Consider the following 24,685-nt stretch of genomic DNA (forward strand, 5'->3'; position numbering starts at 1 on the left):
CCCCGGCAGGCAACCATCAGCCTCCCCCACGCTCGGCTTCGCCGGAGCGGGGGACCCCATCGGCAGGAGTACGAGAAACCATGGCGAACGCACCGGTCCAGCGCATGTCCCAGTTGATGGCGAAGACGCTGCGCGACGACCCGGCGGACGCCGAGGTCCTCAGCCACAAGCTGCTGGTGCGCGCCGGCTATGTGCGCCGTACCGCCGCCGGAGTGTGGACCTGGCTGCCGCTCGGCAAGAAGGTCCTCGCCAACGTGGAGCGGATCGTCCGCGAGGAGATGGACGCGATCGGCGCGCAGGAGGTGCTGCTCCCCGCCCTGCTGCCGCGCGAGCCGTACGAGGCGACCGGCCGCTGGGACGAGTACGGCGCCGAGCTGTTCCGCCTGAAGGACCGCAAGGGCGGCGACTACCTGCTCGGCCCGACCCACGAGGAGATCTTCACCCTGCTGGTGAAGGACCAGGCGTCCTCGTACAAGGACCTGCCGGTCATCCTCTACCAGATCCAGACGAAGTTCCGGGACGAGGCCCGGCCCCGCGCGGGCATCCTGCGCGGGCGCGAGTTCCTGATGAAGGACTCGTACTCCTTCGACCTGGACGACGAGGGCCTCGCCGGGTCCTACGCCCTGCACCGTCAGGCCTACCAGCGCGTCTTCGAGCGCCTCGGCCTCGACTACCGGATCGTCGCCGCGACCGCGGGCGCGATGGGCGGCTCCAAGTCCGAGGAGTTCCTCGCCCCGGCCGAGGCCGGCGAGGACACCTTCGCCGACTGCCCGAACGGCGACTTCGCCGCGAACACGGAGGCGATCACCTACGAGCTGAAGCCGGTCGACGCCTCCGAGGTGCCCGCGCTCGAGGAGATCCCCACCCCCGACACCCCGACCATCGAGACCCTCGCCGCCTCACTCGGCGTCCCGGCCTCCGCCACCCTGAAGAACCTCCTGGTCAAGGTCGACGGCGAGATCGTCGCCGTCGGTGTCCCCGGCGACCGCGAGGTCGACATGGGCAAGGTCGAGGCGCACTTCGCGCCGGCCGCCGTCGAACTGGTCACCGTCGACGACTTCGTCGCCCGTCCCGACCTGGTGCGCGGCTACGTCGGCCCGCAGGGCCTGGAGAAGGTCACGTACATCGCCGACCCGCGCGTGGCCCCCGGCACCTCCTGGATCACCGGCGCCAACAAGGAGGGCATGCACGCGAAGAACGTCGTCGCCGGCCGTGACTTCGAGGTCGACGCCTACGTCGACGTCGTGGTGGTGCGGGAGGGCGACCCGTGCCCCAAGTGCGGCACCGGCCTCAAGCTCGACCGCGCCATCGAGATCGGCCACATCTTCCAGCTCGGCCGCAAGTACGCCGACGCCCTCAAGCTCGACGTGCTCGGCCCGAACGGCAAGCCGGTCCGCGTGACCATGGGCTCCTACGGCATCGGTGTCTCCCGCGCGGTCGCCGCGCTCGCCGAGCAGACCGCCGACGAGCAGGGCCTGTGCTGGCCCGCGGAGGTCGCCCCGGCCGATGTGCACGTGGTGGCGGCGGGCAAGGCGCTCCAGACCGAACTGGCCCTAGAGGTGTCCGGGAAGCTGGCCGAGGCCGGCCTCCGGGTCCTGGTGGACGACCGGGCCGGTGTCTCCCCGGGCGTGAAGTTCACGGACGCCGAGCTGATCGGTGTGCCGAAGATCCTGGTGGCGGGCCGCCGCTCCGCCGAGGGCGTCCTGGAGCTGAAGGACCGCCGGACGGGCGAGCGCGAGGAGCTGTCGGTGGACGAGGCGATCGCCCGCCTCACCGCCTGACGGTCCCCCGCCTTCGACGCGACGACGGCCGCCGGTCTCCCGGACCGGCGGCCGTCGGCTTTCCCCTGCCGCCGCGAAGGCTCTTGAGGTAGTCCGGCAGGCTTCGCGCCGTTCAGCGGGCTTCGCGCCGTTCGGCAGGCTTCGCGCCGTTCGGCAGGCTCCGTGCCGTCCGGGAGGCTTCGCGTTGCCCGGAGGGCTTCGTGTCGTTCGGCGGGCTTCGTGCCGTCGGGCGGGCTTCGCGCCGTTCGGCGGGCTCCGTGTCGTCCGGCAGGCTCCGTCCGGCTACAGCCAGGTCGCGAACTCCAGCAGGAGTTCCGCGTCCTGCGGGCGGCCCACCCGGCGCGCCCGCACCCCGGACTCGACCGCCCGGAACAGCGTCCAGCCGCGCAGCCGCTCCTGGTCCAGGTCCAGCGACTCCGCGAGCCGCTTCACCCGGCGACGGGTGATCGACGCGCCGGAGGGCGCCGCGACCAGGTCCTCCACCCGGTCGCGCACCAGGCGCGCCAGATCGAAGGCGCACTCGCCGACCACCGGGTCCGGGCCCACGGCCAGCCACGGCATCCGCTCCCCGGCGAGGATCTTGCTCTGCCGGAGGGTGCCGTGCAGCAGCCGCTCCTCGGGCGGTGCGGCCAGCAACCGCTCACGCGCCGCGAGCGCCGCCTCGATCAACGGCGCGGCCTCGGCGTCCGTCCGGGCGCCCTCCCGCATCGCCTCGGCCTGCCGCGCGGTGCGCTCGGCCACCGTCTCGAAGGAGTGCCCGGCAGGCGGCTCGACCCACAGCCGGCGCAGCGTGCCGGCCGCCTCCAGCAGGGCCTTCGCCTCCGGCAGCGAGCGCACCGACAGCTCCGGATGGAGCCGCTCCAGCAGCAGCACACCCCGCTCGGCGTCCGCGTCCAGGAGCCGTACGGCCCCGGAACCGTGCCAGTGCGCGAGCGCCGCCCGCTCGCTCTCCGGCCGCGCCCGGGGCGGCGCCAGCTTCAGCACCGCGGGGCTGCCGTCCGCCTGCCGCACCAGCAGCACGACACTGCTGCGGCCGCCCGGCGCCTGCACCCGCTCCACGGTCAACCCGCGTAGATCCACGGCCTGCCGGATCACCTCGGGCAGCGCGGCCAGCCACTCGGCGCCACCGTCCCGGTGCGTCTCGCCAAGGGCCCGCACAAGACGGCGCGGCGGTTCGAAAGCCATGCGCGAGTTGTTCCCTTCCAGGTCGGCTTCGCACACGTGCGAAGTGCGCGTGGGCCTGCGTCCCGCGGTGCCGCTCAGAGCCGCGGGGTCGCCGACGCTGCGGGGGTGGCCGCCGCCCGCTCGGCGAGACCAGGGAAGGCTACGCTCTCGCCGCTCCAGCGCACCGCCCGCACCGCCGCCTCCCGCAGCGCCTCGGCCGCGGACCGCCGCCACGCGCCCGTCGAGGCCCTGACCAGGTCCGCGTACACCCCGGCCACCCGCTCCTCCAGCTCGGCGGCCAGCCGTACGGCGGCGACCGGGTCGGGGACGGAGAAGGGCAGCGCGTACGCCGCCGCGGCGGCCTCCGGCGTGCCGCCCAGGTCCCGTACGGCCCGGGCCAGCTCGTCCCGCCGGGCGCGGTGGGCGTCGTAGGCGGCCTGAGCCTCCGCCCGCCGGGCCTGCTGGACGCGCCCGCCGACCACACCGTAGCCGTAGACCGCGGCGTGCTCGGCACCCAGGGCGGCCTGCAGGGCCGCGAGCTCGCCGCCGTCCTTCGGTGTGCTCTCGCCGCCGCTCACTGTCCGCCCTCGTTAAGCAGATACACATGGGCGGCCCCGGCCGCCGCCACGGACGCCAGCAGCCGGGCCAGCTCACCCGGCACGTCCGGCAGCGCGCCGGTCCGCCGGTCGGCCAGGGCGCGCTCGGCCGCGGCCAGCCCGGCGAGGGCCGCCTTGGGGTCCGCGGGGACGGCGGACGCGGCGGGTGAGGCGGGGCCTGAGGCCCGGCCCGCTGCCGAAGGGGCCGCGGACGCCGGAGCCGAGGGGGACGTCGAGGTCCCGGCGTGGCCGCCGAACGCCTGTGCGTGCCGGACGGTCTCCGCCCGCAGCGAAACCAGCCGGGCCGCCAGCGCCGGATGGGCGGCGATCACGGCGGTGTAGCGCTGCGCCAGTTCCTCGCTGTCGCGGGCGGCATGCGCGCGTACCCGGTCGGCGGCCGAGGAGCGGGGGCCCGGGCCGGCCGGATCGGCGGCACCGGAGCAGCCCGCGACCAGCGCGGCGCCCGCGGCCGACGCGAGCAGGCTCCTTCTGCGCAGACGGGTGCGCGGGTGCGGGGGGAACGGCACGGCAGACGTCCTCGAAGGCCTCGTACGATCGGATGGGCGGCTGCCCATGATCACCGTACCCGCGCGCCGCCCCACCGCTCGCCATCGGCTCGGCCGGGCCGCGGCGGGCCGAACGGGGGCGGCCGGGCCCGGCGGCCCGGCCCGGCCGCCGGTGGACGGCAACACCCTCCGGGACCGGATACCCTTTGACCTGACGCGCGACCACCCCACAACAGCACACGCGGCCGAGGAGTCACCCGGATGAGCACCACCCAGAGCGAGAGGCTGCGAGAACTGCTGGAACCGCTCGTCGCCTCCCAGGGCCTTGATCTCGAAGAGATCGCGGTGGACTCCGTCGGACGCAAGCGTGTGCTCCGCGTCGTCGTCGACTCCGACACCGGAGCCGACCTGGACCAGATCGCCGATGTGAGCCGCGCGCTCTCGGCGAAGCTCGACGAGACGGACGCGATGGGCGAGGGCGAGTACACCCTCGAGGTCGGAACCCCGGGCGCGGAGCGCCTCCTCACGGAACACCGGCACTACGTACGGGCCGAGGGCCGGCTGGTGAAGTTCCAGCTTGCCGAGGGCGGCGAGCTGATCGCCAGGATTCTGCGGGCCGACGACGACGGAGTCGACCTCGAGGTGCCCGGTGTGAAGGGCCGCAAGGCCACCACCCGCAGGCTCGCCTTCCCGGACATCGACCGGGCGCGCGTCCAGGTCGAGTTCAACCGCAAGGACACGAAGGACATGAAGGAAGAGGAGGAGGCGTAGCCGTGGACATCGACATGAGTGCCCTGCGGGGCTTGGTTCGGGAGAAGGAGATCTCCTTCGACCTGCTGGTCGAGGCGATCGAGTCGGCCCTCCTCATCGCCTACCACCGCACCGAGGGAAGCCGCCGCCACGCGCGCGTGGAGCTCAACCGGGAGACCGGCCATGTGACTGTGTGGGCGAAGGAGGACCGCGAGGACCTTCAGGAGGGCCAGGAGCCGCGCGAGTTCGACGACACCCCGTCGGGCTTCGGCCGCATCGCCGCCACCACCGCCAAGCAGGTCATCCTGCAACGCCTGCGCGACGCCGAGGACGACGCGACGCTCGGCGAGTACGCGGGCCGCGAGGGCGACATCGTCACCGGTGTGGTCCAGCAGGGCCGCGACCCGAAGAACGTGCTCGTGGACATCGGCAAGCTGGAGGCCATCCTGCCGGTGCAGGAGCAGGTGCCGGGTGAGTCGTACGAGCACGGCAAGCGGATCCGGTCGTACGTCGTACGGGTGGCGAAGGGTGTGCGCGGTCCGTCCGTCACCCTCTCGCGCACCCACCCCAATCTGGTGAAGAAACTCTTCGCCCTGGAGGTGCCGGAGATCGCCGACGGGTCCGTCGAGATCGCCGCGATCGCCCGTGAGGCCGGCCACCGCACGAAGATCGCCGTCCGGGCCACCCGATCGGGTCTGAACGCCAAGGGCGCCTGCATCGGCCCGATGGGCGGCCGGGTGCGCAACGTCATGGCCGAGCTGAGCGGCGAGAAGATCGACATCGTCGACTGGTCGGACGACCCGGCCGAGATGGTGGCGAACGCCCTCTCCCCGGCCCGCGTCTCCAAGGTGGAGGTCGTGGACCTCGCGGCCCGCTCCGCCCGGGTGACGGTCCCGGACTACCAGCTCTCGCTCGCGATCGGCAAGGAGGGGCAGAACGCCCGTCTCGCGGCCCGTCTGACCGGCTGGCGGATCGATATCCGACCGGACACCGAGCAGCCCGCCGACCGGCAGGCATGAGGCCGCTGACCTCGGCCGGGGAATACTTCCCGGCCGAGTGCCGCTGAGATCACGACAGTTTTAGCGCAGCAGGTGTTCGATTCTTGCCCCGTAGGGGTGAGGTCGCTGCGGAGAGGTAGACTTAACCGTGTCTGGCCGGACGCACGCCCGCCTATGCCCTGAGCGCACCTGCGTGGGGTGCCGGGAGCGAGCGGCCAAGGACGAACTGCTGCGCACCGTGGTGATCGAGGACATCTGTGTCCCCGATCCTCGCGGTACGCTGCCCGGCCGGGGTGCGTATGTGCACCCCGTGTCGGCTTGTCTTGACCTGGCGGTCCGCCGCCGGGCATTCCCCAGGGCGCTCCGCGTCCCGGGACCGCTCGAGGTAAAGGCGTTGCGCCAGTACGTCGAGCAGACCGAAGGTTGCCGACAGCGCCTCGCTGAGCAGGCAGCACCGTAAGACGCCCGCACGGATCCCTGTGCGGTCTGGTACCTCGCGAGTCGAAAGCAGGTCGAGATTGCGATGAGCACTCGATGAGTACGCGATGAGTACGCCCATGAACTAGCGACGGTCCGGCCGCAACCCGGACCTCAAAGGAGCGAAGTGGCTAAGGTCCGGGTCTACGAACTCGCCAAGGAGTTCGGTGTGGAGAGCAAGGTCGTCATGGCCAAGCTCCAGGAACTCGGTGAATTCGTCCGTTCGGCGTCCTCGACGATCGAGGCGCCTGTAGTACGCAAGCTGACCGACGCCTTGCAGCAGGGCAACGGCGGTGGCGCCAAGCCCGCCGCGCCCCGCAAGGCCGCACCGGCCAGGCCGGCCGCGCCCTCCCCGGCGCAGGCGGCTCGTCCGGCTGCCCCGCGTCCGCCGGCGCCCAAGCCTGCGGCGGCTGAGCGCCCCGCGGCCGAGCGTCCTGCGGCAGCACCCCCCGCCCCGGGCCCGCGGCCGACGCCCGGCCCGAAGCCCGCGCCGCGGCCCGCCCCGGCGGCCCCGGCCCCGAGCACGCCCGAGTTCACGGCACCGCCGTCGGCTCCGGCTGCCCAGACGCCGGCCCCGGCCGCGCGTCCGGGAGCCCGTCCCGGCGCCCCGAAGCCCGGCGCACGTCCCGACGCGCGCGGCCAGGGCCAGGGTCAGGGCGGCGGTCAGGGCGCTCGTCCGGGTGCCCCGCGTCCGGGTGGCCAGGGACCGCGTCCCGGTGCCCGTCCGGCCGGTCCCCGTCCGGGCAACAACCCCTTCACCTCCGGTGGCTCCACCGGTATGGCGCGTCCGCAGGCGCCCCGTCCGCAGGGCGGCCCCCGTCCGGGCGGCCCGGGCGGTGCCCCCGGCGCTCCGCGTCCGCAGGGCGCGGGCCAGGGCGGTCCCCGTCCGCAGGGCGCGGGCCAGGGTGGTCCCCGTCCGCAGGGCGCGGCCGGCGGTCCCCGTCCGCAGGCTCCGGGCGGTCCGCGCCCGACTCCGGGCTCGATGCCCCGTCCGCAGGGCGGTCCCCGTCCCGGCGGCGGCCCCGCGGGTCCGCGTCCGAACCCCGGCATGATGCCGCAGCGTCCCGCTGCCGGCCCGCGTCCCGGCCCCGGCGGCCGTGGCCCGGCCGGTGCCGGTCGTCCCGGCGGTGGCGGCGGTCGTCCCGGCGGTGGCGGCGGCTTCGCCGGCCGTCCCGGCGGCGGTGCCGGTCGTCCCGGTGGCGGCGGCGGCTTCGCCGGCCGTCCCGGCGGCGGTGCTCCCGGTGCCGGCGGCGGCTTCGGCGGTGGCGGCGGTGGCCGTCCCGGCTTCGGCGGTCGTCCCGGCGGTCCGGGTGCCCGCGGTGGCACGCAGGGTGCGTTCGGCCGTCCCGGCGGTCCGGCGCGTCGCGGCCGCAAGTCGAAGCGGCAGCGCCGTCAGGAGTACGAGGCCATGCAGGCCCCGTCGGTCGGCGGTGTGATGCTGCCTCGCGGCAACGGCGAGACCATTCGCCTGTCGCGCGGTGCGTCGCTCACCGACTTCGCGGAGAAGATCAACGCCAACCCGGCGTCCCTCGTCGCGGTCATGATGAACCTGGGCGAGATGGTCACGGCCACGCAGTCCGTCTCCGACGAGACCCTGCTGCTCCTCGCCGGCGAGATGAACTACACGGTTCAGATCGTCAGCCCCGAGGAGGAGGACCGCGAGCTGCTCGAGTCCTTCGACCTGGAGTTCGGTGAGGACGAGGGCTCCGAGGAGGACCTGGTCGTCCGTCCGCCGGTGGTGACCGTCATGGGTCACGTCGACCACGGTAAGACCCGTCTGCTCGACGCCATCCGCAAGACGAACGTCATCGCGGGCGAGGCCGGTGGCATCACCCAGCACATCGGTGCCTACCAGGTCACGACCGAGGTCAACGGCGACGACCGGGCGATCACCTTCATCGACACCCCGGGTCACGAGGCGTTCACCGCCATGCGTGCCCGTGGTGCCAAGTCGACGGACATCGCGATCCTCGTGGTCGCGGCCAACGACGGTGTGATGCCGCAGACGATCGAGGCCCTGAACCACGCCAAGGCGGCCGACGTGCCGATCGTGGTCGCGGTCAACAAGATCGACGTCGAGGGCGCGGACCCGACCAAGGTGCGCGGTCAGCTGACCGAGTACGGCCTGGTGGCCGAGGAGTACGGCGGCGAGACGATGTTCGTCGACATCTCCGCCAAGCAGGGCCTGCACATCGACAGCCTGCTGGAGGCCGTGATCCTCACGGCCGACGCCACCCTGGACCTTCGGGCCAACCCGAACCAGGACGCGCAGGGCATCTCGATCGAGTCCCGTCTCGACCGCGGCCGTGGTGCCGTGGCGACGGTCCTCGTCCAGCGAGGCACGCTGAGGGTCGGCGACACGATGGTGGTCGGCGACGCGTACGGCCGCGTCCGGGCGATGCTCGACGACAACGGCGCCAACGTGGCCGAGGCCGGCCCGTCGACGCCGGTGCAGGTCCTGGGTCTGACCAACGTCCCGGGTGCCGGCGACAACTTCATCGTGGTCGAGGAGGACCGTACGGCCCGCCAGATCGCGGAGAAGCGTGCCGCCCGCGAGCGGAACGCCGCGTTCGCCAAGCGCACGCGCCGTGTCTCGCTGGAGGACCTGGACAAGGTGCTCAAGGCCGGCGAGGTCCAGCAGCTGAACCTGATCATCAAGGGTGACGCTTCCGGTTCGGTCGAGGCGCTCGAGTCCTCCCTGCTCCAGCTCGACGTCGGCGAAGAGGTCGACATCCGCGTCCTGCACCGCGGCGTCGGTGCGGTCACGGAGTCGGACATCGACCTGGCGATGGGCTCGGACGCCATCGTGATCGGCTTCAACGTGCGCGCGGCGGGCCGCGCGGCGCAGATGGCCGAGCGCGAGGGCGTGGACGTCCGGTACTACTCGGTCATCTACCAGGCGATCGAGGAGATCGAGGCGGCCCTGAAGGGCATGCTGAAGCCGGAGTTCGAGGAGGTCGAGCTCGGTACGGCGGAGATCCGCGAGGTCTTCAAGTCGTCCAAGCTGGGCAACATCGCCGGTGTTCTCATCCGCTCGGGCGAGGTCAAGCGCAACACCAAGGCGCGCCTCATCCGCGACGGCAAGGTGGTCGCGGAGAACCTCAACATCGAGGGCCTGCGCCGCTTCAAGGACGACGTCACCGAGATCCGCGAAGGCTTCGAGGGCGGTATCAACCTCGGAAACTTCAACGACATCAAGATCGACGACGTCATCGCGACGTACGAGATGCGCGAGAAGCCGCGGGTGTAACACCCGGCCGCGGGTGTAAAAGCCGACGGATCGCCGCTGGCCGACGGGACCATGTCCCGTCGGCCAGCGCGGCGTCTGCTCCGGGGCTCCTGGCCCCGGACCCCCGCGCCTGGCTCGACGGCCTCCGGTGAAAACCCCGTCGAGCCGCTTCCGGTGTTCGTTGTACGGTTTTCGTGACCCTGCCCCTTCCGGTGGCGGGGCCATCGATCCCGTACCGGCGGGTCATCCGGATCACACATGTATGTGGGGACACTGTCCTTCGACCTCCTCCTGGGCGACGTACGGTCGCTGAAGGAGAAGCGCTCCGTCGTCCGGCCGATCGTCGCCGAACTCCAGCGGAAGTACGCGGTGAGCGCGGCCGAGGTGGACCATCTGGACCTCTACCGGCGGGCCGGCATCGGCCTCGCGGTGGTCGCCGGTGACGCGGTGCATGTGACCGACGTACTGGACCGGTGCGAGCGGCTGGTCGCCGGGCGCCCCGAGGTGGAGCTGCTGTCCGTCAGACGGCGCTTCCACGGCGACGACGACTGAGCAATGAACAGAGACAGGAAAGAACGGGAGACGGACCAGTGGCCGACAACGCGCGGGCGAAGAGGCTGGCGGACCTCATCCGAGAGGTGGTGGCCCAGAAGCTCCAGCGCGGGATCAAGGACCCGCGGCTCGGTTCGCACATCACCATCACGGACACCCGGGTGACGGGCGATCTGCGGGAAGCGACCGTCTTCTACACGGTGTACGGGGACGACGAGGAGCGGAAGTCCGCGGCCGCGGGCCTGGAGAGCGCCAAGGGCATCCTGCGCTCCGAGGTCGGCCGCGCCGCGGGCGTGAAGTTCACGCCCACCCTCACCTTCGTCGCGGACGCCCTGCCGGACACCGCCCGGACCATCGAGGACCTCCTCGACCAGGCGCGCGCCTCCGACGCGAAGGTGCGCGATTCGGCCACGGGCGCCTCGTACGCCGGTGACGCCGACCCGTACCGGAAGCCCGGCTCCGACGACGAGACGGACGACACCTCCGAATGACCCAGCAGCACAAGACGCCCGACGGCCTTGTCATCGTCGACAAGCCGTCGGGCTTCACTTCGCACGACGTCGTCGCCAAGATGCGCGGGATCGCCCGGACCCGGCGCGTCGGACACGCCGGCACCCTCGACCCGATGGCGACCGGCGTGCTCGTCCTCGGCGTGGAGAAGGCCACCAAGCTCCTCGGGCACCTCGCGCTGACGGAGAAGGAGTACCTGGGCACCATCCGGCTCGGGCAGAACACCGTCACGGACGACGCCGAGGGGGAGATCACCTCCGCCGCCGACGCCTCCGGGGTCACCCGCGACGCCATCGACGCGGGGATCGCCAAGCTGACCGGCGACATCCTTCAGGTCCCGTCCAAGGTCAGCGCGATCAAGATCGACGGCGTGCGCTCGTACAAGCGGGCGCGTGACGGCGAGGACTTCGAGATCCCGGCGCGGCAGGTCACCGTCTCCTCCTTCACGGTGTACGACGTCCGGGACGCCGTCGCCGAGGACGGCACCCCGGTGCTGGACCTGGTGGTCTCCGTGGTCTGCTCCTCCGGGACCTACGTCCGGGCCCTCGCCCGTGACCTGGGCGCGGACCTCGGGGTCGGCGGCCACCTCACCGCCCTGCGGCGCACCCGCGTGGGGCCGTACAAGATCGACTCCGCGCGCACCCTGGACCAGCTCCAGCAGGAGCTGATCGTGCTGCCGCTCGCCGAGGCCGCCACGGCGGCGTTCCCCCGCTGGGACGTGGACGCCAAGCGGGCCAGGCTGCTGACGAACGGTGTGCGCCTGGAGATGCCCGACGTGTACGCGGACGCCGGTCCCGTCGCCGTCCTCGACCCTCAGGGCCGCCTGCTCGCGCTGGTCGAGGCGGTCAAGGGCAAGGCGAAGAGTCTGGCCGTGTTCGGCTGACGGTTCGACCGGTGCCGGCGGCCGGCCGGGTTCGGCGCGGTTCAACCGGTGCCGGTGCCCGTGGAGCGGCGATCACGGGGCTCGAGCCGCCGCTCCACGGTCCCCCCTCTGTTCCCCCTCCCAGAGGTGTATCCATCCCGCCTCGTCTATTCACCCCATCGAGCAGGCGCTCGGAGTGAACGGAGGGAGCGGAAGGGGGCGCGTTCGCCGCGCGATCTGTTCCGTTGATCACCAGCGGCCTACCGTCGGGCTCAGGCACGGCGGGGAGGTTCGAGCATGGCGGTACGAGGCTCTCGGACACCGGATGGCGGCGAGGCAGGGCACGGCACGGGTTCCGCCCTTGTACGGGTGTGCGATCTGGCAGGACGCCCCCGCGGCACCGGGTTCGCGATCGACCACCGGGGCACGCTGGTCACCAGCCACGAGGCCGTCGACGGACTGGCCCGCCTGGTGCTGCACGCGCCGGACGGACGCGTGAGCGTGGTGGACGCCGACGCGGTGACCCCGCTGCCGTACGCCGACCTCGCCCTGGTCCGCACCGAGGGGCTGGGCCTGGACCCGCTCCCGGTCACGGCGCGGGACCGGATCGAGGCCGGCGCGTACGTCAGGATCGCCGCGGGCGGCTGGCGCGAGGCCCGTGTGCTCGGCACGACCGCCGCCGCCTACCGGGCCGCCGACTGCTCCCGCCTCGTCGACGACGCCCTGGAACTGGCGGTCGGCACAGCGGGCACCGAGGCGCTCCGCCCGGGCGGCGGGGCCGCCGGCGGACCGGTCCTCGACGCCACGACCGGCGCCGTGCTCGCCGTCCTCGGCACCCGGCTGCACACGGAACACCGGGCCACGGGATTCGCCGTCCCGCTGCGGGGGCTCGGCCGGCCGCTCGACGAACTGCTGGACCGCAACGCGCGGACCGTCCCCGCCTACGGGGCGGACCTGAACCTCGCGGGGGTCCTGGACCTCACGGCGCGGGTGGCGACAGGCGGCCCGCCCGACGACCGCGTCACCGTCCCACGCAGGCGGATCACCGAGGAGTTCACGGCCTTCGAGCAGAGCACGTCCGCCGTCCTGGCACTCGTCGGCGCCCCCGGCAGCGGCCGTACGACGGAACTCGCCGCTCTCGCCGCACGGCACGCCCGGGGCCCCGAGCCGGCCCCGGTGCTGTGGCTGCGCGGGGCGGACCTCAGGGACACGGACCCCTCCCTGGCCGCCGCGGTGGGGCGGGCGCTGCACCGGAGGGGCGGCGGTGGTGATCCCGCGGCCGAGTCCCCGGCCGAACGCTGTGAGGGCGAGCCCGGCGGGGTCCGGCCCGAGGATCTCGCGCGGATCGCGCGGGCGGCCGGGCGCCCGTTGCTGCTGCTCCTGGACGACCCCGAGGAGATGCCGGCCGGTCTCGCCGGCCGGCTCCCCGAGTGGACACGGGACACGGCCGCCTGGCTGCGCACGACCGGGGCCCGGCTGGTGCTGGCCTGCGGGCCGGAGCACTGGGAACAGGCCGGGGCCCGGTTCCCGCAGGAACTGCTGCACCGGGGGCGCGCGGTGGAGGCGGGGGCGGGTCCGGACGCGCCTTGGGCGGTCGCGGGGGTGGGGTCGGATGCGCCTTGCGCGGTTGTGGGGGCGGGTTCGGACGCGTCTCGCGCGGTTGTGGGGGCGGGTCCGGCTGCGTCTCGCGCGGTTGTGGGGGCGGGTTCGGACGCGTCTCATGCGGTCGCGGGGGCAGGTTCGGCCACGCCTTATCCGGTCCCGGTGCCGGACCATCTGCCTCCCTGTGTGGCGCTCGGCGCTCTCACCCCGGCCGAGGCACGCGAGGCCCTGGCCCGCCACGGCATCCCCGAGGGCCTCCTCCAGGACGCCGACGCCCGGCACCCGCTCACCCTGCGCCTGCTCGGAGAGGTGCGCGCCGCGCTTCCCGACGCACCGGGCGCGCCGGACCTGCCGTACGCACCGGATGCGCTGAATGGTCCGGATGTGCCGGTCGATCGTGACGAGGTCTTCTCCGCCCACCTCGATCTGGTCTGCCTGCGCATCGCGGTGCGGCTCGCCGAGGAGAACGGGCTGCGCGGCACGGCCGTACGCCGTCTCGCGGCCAAGGTCTCCGGGCAGGTCCACGAGGCCGCCCGCCGGGCCCTCGGCCCCGGAGGGGGCATCCTGGACCCCGCCGCCTTCGAGGCCGTCTTCCCCTGGGGGCCCGCGCCGGGACGACGGCTCGGCGGGACCGCGGGCTGGGCCTGCGCCGTCCTCGCCGAGGGCCTGATCCAGCCCGTGGGCCGGGGCTATCGCTTCGCCCACCAGGAACTCGCCGACTGGCTCCAGGGCCGGCACCTCGACCTGGACGCCGCCCTGCACACCCTGGTGCACCGGAGCGTGCCCCGCACGGGAGAGCGCCCGGTGTCCTCCCTCGCCGCCACGGCCGCCGCACGCCGCCGCGCCCGTCCCCTCCACCGGGCCGCCGCCTCGTCCCGCACCCGGCCCGTGCCGCACCATCGCATCGGCCCGGTCGTCCAGGCGCTGCTGCACCTCGCCCGCCGGGAGGGCCCGGCCGGACTCGCCCTGCGCCTGGAGGACCTGGTGCACGCGGTGGACGCGCTGCCGGCGCCCGGCCCCACCCCACCGGACGACGAGGCGCTCTGGTGGGCCGTCCACCTCCTCACCGACACCCTCGTCCGGCTGCCCGACGCAAGGCCGTACCTGCACGTCCTGCGCCTCCTCGCGGACCGCATCGTGCGGTGGCGGGCCGCGGGGCGGCGGGTCCCCCGCGCGTTCGCGCCCTGGTTCTGGGCGGCGCTGCCGGTGCCGGGGGCCGAACGCCTCGACCTGCTCAGGCGACTGGTCACGGCGGACGAGCCCCCGCACGCCGGCGGACACCGCGGCCTGCCCCCGGGCGCCGGGCCCGGCCGGGAAGGCGACCGCCGGGCGGAGGCGAGCGACGGCGCCGCCCCGCCCCGGTACCTGGACGCCGTCGCGCGGCTGCTCGCCGCCGACCCCGTCGCCGTACAACGCCACCTGACCCGCTGGTTCGACGACGAGCGCCCGCTGCCCGCCACCCCGCACGCGACCGTGGCGAGGGCCGCGCAGGCCCTGCTGCACACCCACCGGCACCGTGCCCCGGACGACCTGCCCGAGGCGCTCGCCGACAGCGCGCACCGGCGCGGCGACGAACTGCTCACCGTGCTCGCCGAGGAGGAGCCGTCGACCGTGTGCCGGGCCGTCGACCGGTGGGCCCGCGACGAGCGGCCCGCCCGGCGGGTCGCGGCGATGGCGTACGGACTGCGCGCCGCCCCCTACGCCGTCGCCGAGGCCGACCGCGCGCTGCTGCGCCACGCCGCCCTCGCCGTGCTGGCCCGCCCCGCCGACTGCGCGGTGCACGGGGGCGCCCTCGCGCTCCTCGTACGCGACCCCCGCACCCGCGCCCGGCACCTGACCGGGGCCCTCGCGCGCTTCGCCGCCGGTGACCCCCAGCTCCCCCCGAGCGCCCTGGTCGCCGCCCTCACCACCCACCCGGAACCGGTGCTCTCCGCGGTCCGCACCCGGCTGCGGCACTCCGGACCCGACACCGGCGAGACCCTGTGCGCCCTCACCGACGCCACCACACCCGCCCTCGCCCGCCAGGTCGCCGCCCTGGTCCGCGAGGCCGCGGCACAGCGCCCGCAGGAGGAAAGCCCCGGTGGCCCGGCAGGTGCCCGGAGCCTCGCGGACCAGGTCGCCGCCTACGTAGGCCGACGGCTCGAGCACCCACTCGCCGCCCGCGCCGTCCTGCTGCCGCTGGTCGCCGGACTGCTCGACGGCGGGCCGCCCGGGATGCGGGCCGCGCTCGCCGTGGTCCTCGCCGCGCCCGGCGGCGAGGAATCCCGCCCCCTGCGGCACGAGCTGCTGGACCTGCTGCTCGCCCAGGAGCGGGACCCCGCCGTCCTCGACGCCCTGCTGCGGGCCGCCGCCGACGGCGCGCACCACGGCGGGGCGGCGCACGCCCGTCCGGTGATCCACCGGGCGGCCCTGCTGCTGGCCCGCACCCCGGAGGGCGCCGCCCGGCTCGACCGCGGCCTTCTCGACCTCGCCCGCCGCGCGCCGGGCTTCGCGCGGCTCGTCGCCCGCTGGCTGGCCGAGACGCCGGGGGAGTGGGACGCCGTGGTCGCTCCCGGCACCCGCCGCACGATCGAGAACCTCGCCTCCGTACGGGTCCCGGCCTGACCGGCCCCGGCCGGCCGCGCGTGCCGCCCGTCACAGCCACCATGCCGATGCGGGCCGAGAGCCCGGGGCATGGCACCCTTAGACCTGCGTACGAGGCAATCACGGACACGGGTTCGACGAGGAGCGGTCACAGTGCAGCGCTGGCGTGGCTTGGAGGACATCCCCGAGGACTGGGGGCGCAGCGTCGTCACCATCGGCTCCTACGACGGAGTCCACCGCGGACACCAGGTGATCATCCGGCATGCCGTGGAACGCGCCCGCGAACTGGGCGTTCCCTCGGTCCTCGTCACCTTCGACCCGCACCCCAGCGAGGTCGTGCGCCCCGGCAGCCACCCGCCGCTGCTCGCCCCGCACCACCGCCGTGCCGAACTGTGCGACGAACTGGGCGTCGACGCGGTCCTGATCCTGCCCTTCACCACCGAGTTCTCCCGGCTCTCGCCCGCCGACTTCGTGGTCAAGGTCCTGGTCGACAAGTTGCACGCCAAGGCCGTGGTCGAGGGCCCCAACTTCCGCTTCGGCCACAAGGCCGCCGGGAACGTGGAGTTCCTCACCGAGCAGGGCAAGACGTACGACTTCGACGTCGAGGTCGTGGATCTGTACGTGTCGGGTGAGGCGGGCGGCGGCGAGCCCTTCTCCTCCACCCTGACCCGGCGGCTGATCGCCGAGGGCGACGTGGAGGGCGCGAGTGAGATCCTCGGGCGCCCGCACCGGGTCGAGGGCGTGGTGGTGCGTGGCGCGCAGCGCGGGCGTGACCTCGGCTTCCCCACCGCCAACGTCGAGACCCTGCCGCACACCGCGATCCCCGCCGACGGCGTCTACGCCGGGTGGCTGCACACCCAGGGCGAGGCGATGCCGGCCGCGATCTCCGTCGGCACGAACCCCCAGTTCGACGGCACCGAGCGGACCGTGGAGGCGTACGCCATCGACCGGGTGGGCCTGGACCTGTACGGGCTGCATGTCTGCGTCGAATTCCTCGCGTTCGTCCGCGGCCAGGCCCGGTTCGAGTCCCTCGACGCCCTGCTGGAGCAGATGGCGGAGGACGTGAAGCGCTGCCGCGAGCTGATCGCGGACGCCGAAGGCCGCGCCTGAACCCGGTGTTCCGGGTTCGCTCGGCAAACTCCCCGCCGCTGCGCGCAGTTGTAGAATCCTCGCTGTCCGTAAGGTCGGTGGAACGGAGAGAACCGGTGGCGACCGAGCAGGAGAAAGAAGCGCTGTACGCCATGGACATCAGCGGCGCCGAGTGGATCGGCTCCCCTGACGGACCCCAGGACGAGCGCGTGGAGATCGCCTACCTGGAGGGCGGCGCGGTCGCGATGCGCAACTCCGCGGACCCCGACACGGTCCTGCGCTACACCGCGGCGGAGTGGCGGGCGTTCGTTCTCGGGGCGCGCGACGGGGAGTTCGATCTGCGATAGCGGCATCCCCCGGGGTGCCCGGGCACGTACATGCTCGTGGCCGCGACGCACGCGGACGCCAGAGGGCCGGCACGGTGAGAGTGCCGGCCCTCCGGCGTTGCCGGCCGGTCGGTGACCGGCCGGCCCGTCACTGCTGTGTCCAGCCCGGCGGCACGGGGCCCTGCTGGGGCTGCTCCTGCTGCGGCGTCTGGGACGGGGGCTGCTGCCAGCCCCCCTGGCCCGGTGCCGGCGGTTGCTGCTGCCAGCCCTGACCCGGCGCCGGCTGCTGCTGCCAGCCCTGACCGGGGGCGGGCGGCTGCTGCCAGCCCTGTCCCGGCTGGGGGGAGCCGCCGGGCTGGGCGGGGGGCTGCTGGGGCTGCTGCGGGGGTGCGTACCCCTGCGGGGGCTGTTGGAACTGCAGGTTCGGGTTGCCGAAGCCCTGCTGTGTCCGGGCGATGTCCTCGGCGATGAGCGCGGCGAGATCGAAGTAGGCCTCGCGCGTCTTGGGACGCATCATGGTGAGGTCCACCTCGGCGCCCGCCGCGAGGTGTTCGTCGAAGGGCACCACGACGACACCGCGGCAGCGGGTCTCGAAGTGCGCGACGATGTCCTCGACCTTGATCATCTTGCCGGTCTCGCGGACACCGGAGATCACCGTGACCGACCGCTGGACGAGATCGGCGAACCCGTTCGCCGACAGCCAGTCGAGCGTGGTCGAGGCGCTGCTCGCGCCGTCCACCGAGGGCGTGGAGATGATGATCAACTGGTCGGCGAGGTCCAGGACTCCGCGCATCGCGCTGTAGAGAAGACCGGTACCCGAGTCCGTGAGGATGATCGGATACTGCCGGCCCAGCACCTCCAGCGCGCTGCGGTAGTCCTGGTCGTTGAAGGTGGTGGAGACCGCCGGGTCCACGTCGTTGGCGATGATCTCCAGACCCGAGGGCGCCTGCGAGGTGAAGCGGCGGATGTCCATGTAGCTGTTGAGCTGCGGGATCGCGTGCACAAGGTCGCGGATGGTGGCGCCCGTCTCGCGCCGCACCCGTCGGCCGAGGGTGCCGGCGTCCGGGTTGGCGTCGATCGCGAGGATCTTGTCCTGGCGCTCGCTGGCGAGCGTGGCGCCCAGCGACATGGTCGTCGTGGTCTTGCCCACGCCGCCCTTGAGGCTGATCACCGCGATCCGGTAGCAGGACATCACGGGCGTACGGATCAGCTCCAGCTTCCGCTGGCGCTCGGCCTCCTCCTTCTTGGCGCCGAACTTGAACCGGGACGGGCCCGTGTTGTTCTTGCGGGCCTTGGGCTGGTTGCGCAGCAGCCGGTCGGAGGACAGCTCCACGGCGGCGTTGTAACCGAGCGGGGTGCCGGGCGCGGCCTGCTGGGGCGGGACACCGGGCCCGGCCTGGGGGCCGACCGGGGCGGTCCAGCCCTGGTTGCCGTAGGCGGTGGGGGGCTGCGGGGGCGTCTGCTGCTGCGGCACGGGCTGGGCCGGAGACTGCTGGTGGGGCGCGGGCTGCTCCGGCTCGACGGGCCGCGGGTAGCCGTAACCGGCCTGCTGGGGCGGGTAGGCGTAGGGGACCGGTCCGGGCTGCTGCGGCGGCATCGGCTGGGCGGGCTGCGGCTGCTGCGGCGGCATCGGCTGGGCGGGCGGTGGCGGGTAGCCGTATCCGGCGGCCTCGGGCTGAGGCGGCTGCGGGTAGCCGTATCCGGGCGCCTGGGGCTGAGGCGGCTGGGGCTGGGCGGGGGGCTGCGGGTAGCCGTATCCGGCGGCCTGCGGCTGCGGAGGCTGCGGCTGCGCGGGCTGGGGCGCCTGCCGCGGGTCGGCCGACGGTGCTCCGCCCTGCGCCGGGAACGCGGGTGGCTGGACCGGGCCGAACGAGCCCTGCGGAGGGACCTGCTGGGCGGGCGGCTGAGGAGGGCCGAACGAGCCCTGCGGAGGGACCTGCTGGCCGGTCTGGGCGGGCGGCTGAACCGGGCCGAACGAGCCCTGCGGAGGCACCTGGTGCCCCGGCTGGGCGGGCGGCTGAGGAGGGCCGTACCCGGCGGCCGCGTCCTGGCCCGGCTGCCCCGCCTGCCGCGGAACTCCCTGGACCGGCTGCGCGGGCACATAGCCCTGCGGCAGCGGGGGAAGCTCATGGTCCGGCTGGGGCGCCACCGGGGGCTGCGCCGACGGTTGCTGACCCTGCGTCGGCGGGGCGCCGGGAGCGGGGAACACCGGCTCCCCCTCTGCCCCGGCTTCCGCGTCTGCCGCGGTCGCTGCTTCCGGCGCTGCCTCCGCCGTCGCGGACGCGGCTCCGGGGCCGGTGCCGGCGCCTTCGGAGGGTTCCGCCAGGGGGCGGGTGTCCGCCGCCTCGTCGCCGTCCGCACCGGCCAGGGACCCGGCGGTGTCACCCGGCTCCGCCGCCTCGGGGCGGTCCTCCGCCGGCTCCTCGTCGTCGGAGGAATCGCCGAACAGCCGCTGCGCCTCGGCGTCGGCGGCGGCATGGTTCAGCTCCGGCGTCGGCTGCTCGGGGGCGGTCTGCCGGGGGACGCTCGCCGCGGGGGCCGCGGCCTGGGGCGGGTTGGCCTGGGCGTCCTCGTCCACCGGCCGCAGCACGGGGAAGCCGGGCGCGCCGGACGGCTGGGCCGGCTGCTGCTGCGGCTGTCCGTGCCCGGCCGGCGCGTCCTGGCCCGGCGGGGGCGCGCCCGCCCCCGCCTGCTGGGGGTAGCCGTAGCCCTGGGGGTAGCCGTAGCCGCCGGGCGGCACCGCGCCCGCGGGGGGAGTGCCCGGCGCGGAGTGCTGCTGCGGAAATCCGTAGCCGCCCGTGCCGTGGGGGCTCGCGCCGGGCGCGCCGTACGCGGGCTGTTGCGGCGCGGCGCCCTGGGCGTACGGCTGCGCCGGTGCGGGCGCCGCGGGCGCCGGAGCGTGCGGTGCGGGAGCCTGGGGCGGGGCGGTGTGCGGTGCGGGAGTCTGCGGTGCCGGGGCCTGCGGGGCGGCAGCGTGGGGTGCGGGGGCCTGGGGCGGGGCGGCGGTGTGCGGCACGGGACCGGGACCGCCCGGCGGCCCGGTGGGCAGCCCGACCGGCGGTCCGGGAGACGGCGGCGGCGGAGCCTGGTCGGCGTCCCGCGGCCCGCCGGCCGACGGGCCTTGCTGCGTGCTTTGGGCGTACCAGGCGGGAGGCGTGTAGACGATTTCGAACTCGCCCGTGAGGTCAACCTCTTGATCGTCCCCGTCCGAGGACGGGCTGCCGCCGTTGTACCCGGACCGATCGCTGTTCACTGCTTGCCTCCTGGTCAGCCACTGCGCTTGAGTTGGTCGTCGCCGCGGCCGGGCGGACCGAGTGGCGAGCCCGCGCGGCTGCGATCGTCACCGCATCACCAGAAGACTAATCACTCGTATCGCGGGAGGGAAAAGTGGCGGTGGGACGCGGCCGGTCGGTGCCGCGCCCGCCGAGACGACGACCTGTCAGTCCATACGACGGGCCACACCGAGAAGGCCCGTCTCCGCGTCGGTGGGCTCGGTCATGACGAACTTGCGGTGCTTGCGGGTGCACCACAGCGCGACGCCGTCATAGAGGGTCGGCAGCGCCTGCAACTGCTCGTCCGGAATGCCCAGGGTGTCGCGCACGACCTCCGTCTCCTGGGGCGAGATGCGCTGGATGCCGACCAGTTGGGCCTGGGCCAGCCAGCGGGGCGCGTGCTCGCTGACGAAGGGCAGCACCGTCACGACGGCCTGCCACGGCAGGGAGGTCACCCGCCCGCGCGGGGGACGCACACCGCAGTCCCGGATCAACACCACCGGGCTGGACACCGAGGGGCCCTGCGCGGGCACCCGCCCCACCGGATACACCGTCACGCACTGCTGCCCGCCGCCCGCCGTCTGCGCCAACTGCTGCCAGGCCTGCGGACGGCCGGTCTCGACGCCCACGCGCGCCCCCGTCGCGGCGGCGCGCAGCGCCAGCACCTGGGCGAGCCACAGGCCGCCCACGAGGACGACGTCGAAGGCCGTCGGGCGGGACAGGCCGAGCACGGCCGGCTGCGACTCCGGGTCGGTGCCGATGATCACACCGTCGTCGCCGATCGGCATGCTGATCGCCGCCAGCTCGTCGACGGTGACCACATGACGGTTCCGGCGCGGCCCGCGCAGCCCGAATCCCGGACTGAAGACGCGCCGTTGCTCCACCGGGGCCTGCGGCTCGTGGACGACCGGGATCAGCCCGGTGTCGGTGGGCGAGGCCACATGCGCCGGCGTGCGCCCGGGGGTCCGGCCGTGCTGACCCGGGTCCATGGCCGTAGCGGGGTGGGACATCAGTACGTACCTCCGAGCGGCAACGTGGCGAGGGCTCCGGGGACCTGCTCCCGGTCCAGACGCACCAGACCGGCCTTCGCGGCACTCGCGGCCCGCTCCAACTCCCGCCCCACCTCGGCCAGTTCACTGTCACCACGGGTGGTGATCCGCAGGTGTCCGGTGAGGGAGACGCCCCGGCTGCCAGCCTTGCCCAGGGTCACGCTGAACGTCGTGGCGAGCACCGGGAGCGAAGTGAACCGTGTGACCAGCTCGGGCAGCGCCACACCGCCGTCCCCCAACTGCGGCCAACGGGAGAGCCAGTACGTGGCGTGCCACCGGTCGTCGACGCGCCAGCTACGGACCGACTCGACCGTACGCCGCTGGGCCGGCCGCCCGTCCTGAGCGTGCTGGGCGTTGGCCCGCGGGTTGAGACAACTGGATGTCGCGACCGCCTGCACCAGCTCGCTCTCGTCCAGAATGGTCGCCTTGAAACCGGCCCCGGCCAGCCGGCTCACCAACTGGTCCGCCACCCGCAGCAGTGCGCGCTGCGTCCCCGGAACACCGTCACCCCGTGCCTGAACGGCCTCCGAGCACAGTTCCGGGTCGAGCTTGAGGGCGACCCAGGTGAGCCGGAGCGCGGGCGAGGCCGCCTGCGCCTGGAGGGGACCGTAGGACCGTACGGCGACCGACTGCGGCGGCAGGTGCGGCGCCGGCGCGGGCTGCGTGTGCTGCACGATCTGCGCGGACGCCAGCCGGATCCCGTCGACCTCCAGGGCGTCGTGGACCAGTTGGAGCGGAAGCTGCCGCCCGGCGGACTCGGGACGCAGCGGCTGGTCCCCGGGCTGCACGAAGAGCACGACGGTGAGGAAGGTGCCGTCGCCGATCATGCCGATCGAGCGGTCGTCACGGGACACGAAGCGATACGTCCGCAGGGCCGGGTCGCACTCCACGGCGGGGGCCAGCATCGGGTCCGTCCCCGGCGGCACGGGCAGCTTGGCCGCACGCTGACGGCGCCTCAGCGCGCGCCTCGTCTCATACCACTCGGGCAGCGGCCGGTGGCCCCGGCGCAGAACCGCCAGGAGCAGCAGCAGCGCCGCCACGGCACCGGCCGGAGCCAGCAGCCAGGGGGCGTCGGCGGCCCAGGCGACGAGCATGACCGCCGCCGCCAGCTCCACCAGAACGAGCTGCGGCAGCCGCACCGGGCCCATACCGCCCGGACTGGGCAGCATGCGCGGCGACGCGGCGGCGGAGGCCGGAGCGGGCACACGTCTGCGGTCCGGGCCGTCCTGTTGCCGCTGTGCGCGGCCTTGGCGCCGAGTCCTCGTAGCGCTGGTCATCCCCCGGGACATCCCTTTCGCGAAATAGTGGCCGTTCGTCGGGCGGAGATCCTCTGTGAAGATCCCGGCGACGGGCCAGGGGCACCGATGGCCCACGTCATCCATGCGCGTGGCTCACGGTACCCGCTGCGGAACGCGGGGCGACACAGGGGACACCGGAACCCCGGTCAGCCAGCGTGCCACGGACCGGCCCCGCATGGTGGTGCGCCGTGTGAGGCTCTGTGAAGATGCGGGGGCGGCCGCACACCTGAGGGGCCGTCGCCCCACGGCGCAGTGCGATAGTAAATGCCTGCTCGGCCGCAGCGGCCCTTCGAGCACACAGAGCATCACACAACGGGAGACACGGGGACCATGGCAAAGCGTCGGGACGAGCTCGCCGCCTACACGTTCGCTCGCAAGCGCACCGTCTCGGCGTTCCTGGCACCATCGCCGGGAGGCTCCGACGAAGGCGCGCCGCGCCCCATGCAGACGGTGATGCCCAGCCTGGCGATGGGCGTCGTACTGGTCGTGGGCTTCATCGCCTGGGGCGTGATCAAGCCGTCCGCGCCCCCCGGCTGGGACAAGCCCGGCGAGTACATCATCGTCGACAGCGACTCCACGACGCGCTACGTGGTCCTCAACGACAAGGGGGCGAACGGCAAGGCGACCCCGACGCTGCACCCCGTCCTCAACTACGCCTCCGCCAAGCTGCTCCTCGACAAGGACAAGGGCAGCGTCATCGAGGTCCCGGGCAAGGAGATCGACAAGAGCGGCATCCCGCACGGCGCGACCCTCGGCATCCCCTACGCCCCCGACCGCCTGCCCGCCAAGGAGGACGCGGAGAAGGCGAAGACCTGGGCGGTGTGCGAGCGGCCGGCCCCCGGATCGGCCGACGCCATCGACCGCGCCGTCTTCGTGCTCGACGCGGGCGACGCGAAGGCGCTCGCGAACTCCGGGAAGGTGGACTCCGGCGAGGCCCTGTACGTCGTCGACTCCAGGACCAAGCAGGAATACCTGGTGGACGGCAAGGGCAACGCCTTCCTGCTGGGCGGACCCGCGGGTCTGGACAACACCACCATGGAGCAGCTGCGCGCCGCCGTCATCGGCACCACGGCCCGGCCGCAGCCGGTGAGCGAGCAGTGGCTGCACACGCTCAACGAGGGCGGGGTCATCACCTTCCCGGACGTTCCGCACGCCGGCGGACCGACCTCCGTCAAAGGCCTGCCGCAGGACGCGCGGACGGTGGGCCGGGTGCTCAAGGCCCAGGACGCGCAGGGCACGCAGTACTACGTCGTCCTCCAGGACCGGGTCGCCGCCATCACGCCCTTCGTGGCGAACCTGCTGAAGAGCTCGTCCGTCGCCAAACAGGCGTACGGGACCGACGGGATCACCGACATCAACGTCGGCACCCCGGACATCATCGCCGCCAACGGCGGCCAGGCGGACAGCTTCTACGCGGACAAGGGCTGGCCCCAGAGCGTTCCGCGGCAGGCCAACCCCGCGGCCACGGCGACCGAGCAGGCCCGCACCACCTCGTGCAGCGTCTACAGCGGCACCATCGGCGAGGACAGGAAGCCGCTGCTCGCCGCCTGGGCCGGGACGGCGTACCCCGAGAAGGTCGTCGCCGACTCGCTGAGCGCCTATGTCTCCTCCGGCTCCGGCCTCCTTTTCCAGGAGGTCACGGGTACGGCAGGGGGCGGCGGCGCCACGTACCTGCTGACCGACACGGGCCTGCGCTACTCGCTCCCGTCGAACAACGACAGCTCCGCCGGCACGTCGCCCGCGTCCTCGTCATCGACGTCCTCATCGTCTTCGTCCTCTTCGACGGGCGACGCGAGCGAGACGGACAAGGCGCGGACCCGGCTGGGCTACGAGAAGGTCTCCAGCCCCGCGGTCGTGCCGCAGTCCTGGGCGACGTTCATCCCCAAGGGGCCCACTCTGGACACCGGTGGCGCGGCGCAACCGCAGGCCCAGTAGACGATCAACAGGCCTGTCGACGGCGGGACTTGGGTCGCTTGATCACAGAATCATCGCTCAAGTGTGTGAGCCGTGTAACTGATTGGTCTTGTCTGTGGATGCGTGA

The 24,685-nt window shown here is 73.8% G+C and carries 18 protein-coding genes; 12 read left to right on the forward strand and 6 right to left on the reverse strand.

Annotation, left to right across the window (positions count from 1 at the left end; all coding sequences use genetic code 11):
* Positions 1–80: 80 nt before the first annotated feature.
* The gene (locus ACWD5Q_RS20135; protein WP_451428370.1) at positions 81–1,781 is read left to right on the forward strand and encodes a proline--tRNA ligase; all 1,701 of its coding nucleotides are present in this window, start codon (positions 81–83) and stop codon (positions 1,779–1,781) included.
* 282 nt (positions 1,782–2,063) lie between these two features.
* Here ACWD5Q_RS20135 and ACWD5Q_RS20140 read toward each other — a convergent pair whose 3' ends face one another.
* The 3 genes from ACWD5Q_RS20140 to ACWD5Q_RS20150 all read right to left on the reverse strand — a co-directional run bounded on the left by ACWD5Q_RS20140 (position 2,064) and on the right by ACWD5Q_RS20150 (position 4,116).
* Complete coding sequence (locus ACWD5Q_RS20140; RefSeq protein ID WP_451428371.1) at positions 2,064–2,966, reverse strand: aminoglycoside phosphotransferase family protein; 903 nt, start codon at positions 2,964–2,966, stop codon at positions 2,064–2,066.
* 74 nt (positions 2,967–3,040) lie between these two features.
* Positions 3,041–3,523: a ferritin-like domain-containing protein gene (locus ACWD5Q_RS20145; protein ID WP_451428372.1), complete on the reverse strand. Its 483-nt coding sequence runs from the start codon at positions 3,521–3,523 to the stop codon at positions 3,041–3,043.
* Positions 3,520–4,116, reverse strand: coding sequence for a hypothetical protein (locus ACWD5Q_RS20150; protein WP_451428373.1), 597 nt, complete (start codon positions 4,114–4,116; stop codon positions 3,520–3,522). Before ACWD5Q_RS20150 ends, ACWD5Q_RS20145 begins: the two co-directional genes overlap by 4 nt.
* Positions 4,117–4,308: 192 nt before the next feature.
* Between ACWD5Q_RS20150 and rimP the strand changes: the two genes are divergently transcribed.
* The 10 genes from rimP (at position 4,309) to ACWD5Q_RS20200 (ending at position 17,046) form a co-directional block, all read left to right on the forward strand.
* Entirely contained in the window at positions 4,309–4,818 is a 510-nt protein-coding gene (gene rimP, locus ACWD5Q_RS20155; RefSeq protein ID WP_451428374.1) for a ribosome maturation factor RimP, read from the forward strand.
* A 2-nt stretch (positions 4,819–4,820) separates the two neighbouring features.
* Positions 4,821–5,816 carry a transcription termination factor NusA gene (gene nusA, locus ACWD5Q_RS20160; protein ID WP_451428375.1) on the forward strand — a complete coding sequence of 332 codons (996 nt, stop codon included), beginning with the start codon at positions 4,821–4,823 and terminating at the stop codon, positions 5,814–5,816.
* Between the two features lie 127 nt (positions 5,817–5,943).
* Positions 5,944–6,255 carry a YlxR family protein gene (locus ACWD5Q_RS20165; protein WP_451428376.1) on the forward strand — a complete coding sequence of 104 codons (312 nt, stop codon included), beginning with the start codon at positions 5,944–5,946 and terminating at the stop codon, positions 6,253–6,255.
* Positions 6,256–6,399: 144 nt separating this feature from the next.
* Positions 6,400–9,522 (forward strand): translation initiation factor IF-2, encoded by a 3,123-nt coding sequence (gene infB, locus ACWD5Q_RS20170; protein WP_451428377.1) that lies wholly within the window; start codon positions 6,400–6,402, stop codon positions 9,520–9,522.
* 237 nt (positions 9,523–9,759) lie between these two features.
* The gene (locus tag ACWD5Q_RS20175; RefSeq protein WP_451428378.1) at positions 9,760–10,053 is read left to right on the forward strand and encodes a DUF503 domain-containing protein; all 294 of its coding nucleotides are present in this window, start codon (positions 9,760–9,762) and stop codon (positions 10,051–10,053) included.
* 38 nt (positions 10,054–10,091) lie between these two features.
* Positions 10,092–10,544 (forward strand): 30S ribosome-binding factor RbfA, encoded by a 453-nt coding sequence (gene rbfA / locus ACWD5Q_RS20180; RefSeq protein ID WP_451428379.1) that lies wholly within the window; start codon positions 10,092–10,094, stop codon positions 10,542–10,544.
* Positions 10,541–11,446: a tRNA pseudouridine(55) synthase TruB gene (gene truB, locus ACWD5Q_RS20185; RefSeq protein WP_451428380.1), complete on the forward strand. Its 906-nt coding sequence runs from the start codon at positions 10,541–10,543 to the stop codon at positions 11,444–11,446. Before rbfA ends, truB begins: the two co-directional genes overlap by 4 nt.
* A 276-nt stretch (positions 11,447–11,722) precedes the next feature.
* Complete coding sequence (locus ACWD5Q_RS20190) at positions 11,723–15,631, forward strand: trypsin-like peptidase domain-containing protein (protein ID WP_451428381.1); 3,909 nt, start codon at positions 11,723–11,725, stop codon at positions 15,629–15,631.
* 132 nt (positions 15,632–15,763) lie between these two features.
* Positions 15,764–16,720 (forward strand): bifunctional riboflavin kinase/FAD synthetase, encoded by a 957-nt coding sequence (locus ACWD5Q_RS20195; protein WP_451428382.1) that lies wholly within the window; start codon positions 15,764–15,766, stop codon positions 16,718–16,720.
* A gap of 95 nt (positions 16,721–16,815) precedes the next feature.
* Positions 16,816–17,046, forward strand: a complete 231-nt coding sequence (locus tag ACWD5Q_RS20200; RefSeq protein WP_451428383.1) for a DUF397 domain-containing protein — start codon at positions 16,816–16,818, stop codon at positions 17,044–17,046.
* Positions 17,047–17,173: 127 nt separating this feature from the next.
* Here ACWD5Q_RS20200 and ACWD5Q_RS20205 read toward each other — a convergent pair whose 3' ends face one another.
* The 3 genes from ACWD5Q_RS20205 to eccE form a co-directional block, all read right to left on the reverse strand.
* Positions 17,174–20,278 carry an SCO5717 family growth-regulating ATPase gene (locus ACWD5Q_RS20205; protein ID WP_451428384.1) on the reverse strand — a complete coding sequence of 1,035 codons (3,105 nt, stop codon included), beginning with the start codon at positions 20,276–20,278 and terminating at the stop codon, positions 17,174–17,176.
* A 186-nt stretch (positions 20,279–20,464) separates the two neighbouring features.
* Positions 20,465–21,307 (reverse strand): hypothetical protein, encoded by an 843-nt coding sequence (locus ACWD5Q_RS20210; protein ID WP_451428385.1) that lies wholly within the window; start codon positions 21,305–21,307, stop codon positions 20,465–20,467.
* Entirely contained in the window at positions 21,307–22,623 is a 1,317-nt protein-coding gene (eccE, locus tag ACWD5Q_RS20215) for a type VII secretion protein EccE (protein WP_451428386.1), read from the reverse strand. Before eccE ends, ACWD5Q_RS20210 begins: the two co-directional genes overlap by 1 nt.
* A gap of 351 nt (positions 22,624–22,974) precedes the next feature.
* On the opposite strand from eccE, the gene eccB reads away from it, so the two are divergent.
* On the forward strand, positions 22,975–24,579 hold the full coding sequence (eccB, locus tag ACWD5Q_RS20220; protein ID WP_451428387.1) for a type VII secretion protein EccB: 1,605 nt from the start codon (positions 22,975–22,977) through the stop codon (positions 24,577–24,579).
* The last annotated feature ends 106 nt before the right edge of the window (positions 24,580–24,685 follow it).

The sequence above is a fragment of the Streptomyces sp. NPDC002513 genome (assembly GCF_053595355.1).

What these genes read in the sequence shown, in the direction of transcription:
- ACWD5Q_RS20135 (WP_451428370.1), top strand. Translation starts at nt 81, where the DNA reads ATGGCGAACGCACCGGTCCAGCGCATGTCCCAGTTGATGGCGAAGACG.
- ACWD5Q_RS20140 (WP_451428371.1), bottom strand. Translation starts at nt 2,966, where the DNA reads ATGGCTTTCGAACCGCCGCGCCGTCTTGTGCGGGCCCTTGGCGAGACG.
- ACWD5Q_RS20150 (WP_451428373.1), bottom strand. Translation starts at nt 4,116, where the DNA reads ATGGGCAGCCGCCCATCCGATCGTACGAGGCCTTCGAGGACGTCTGCC.
- rimP (WP_451428374.1), top strand. Translation starts at nt 4,309, where the DNA reads ATGAGCACCACCCAGAGCGAGAGGCTGCGAGAACTGCTGGAACCGCTC.
- ACWD5Q_RS20175 (WP_451428378.1), top strand. Translation starts at nt 9,760, where the DNA reads ATGTATGTGGGGACACTGTCCTTCGACCTCCTCCTGGGCGACGTACGG.
- truB (WP_451428380.1), top strand. Translation starts at nt 10,541, where the DNA reads ATGACCCAGCAGCACAAGACGCCCGACGGCCTTGTCATCGTCGACAAG.
- ACWD5Q_RS20190 (WP_451428381.1), top strand. Translation starts at nt 11,723, where the DNA reads ATGGCGGTACGAGGCTCTCGGACACCGGATGGCGGCGAGGCAGGGCAC.
- ACWD5Q_RS20210 (WP_451428385.1), bottom strand. Translation starts at nt 21,307, where the DNA reads ATGTCCCACCCCGCTACGGCCATGGACCCGGGTCAGCACGGCCGGACC.
- eccE (WP_451428386.1), bottom strand. Translation starts at nt 22,623, where the DNA reads ATGACCAGCGCTACGAGGACTCGGCGCCAAGGCCGCGCACAGCGGCAA.
- eccB (WP_451428387.1), top strand. Translation starts at nt 22,975, where the DNA reads ATGGCAAAGCGTCGGGACGAGCTCGCCGCCTACACGTTCGCTCGCAAG.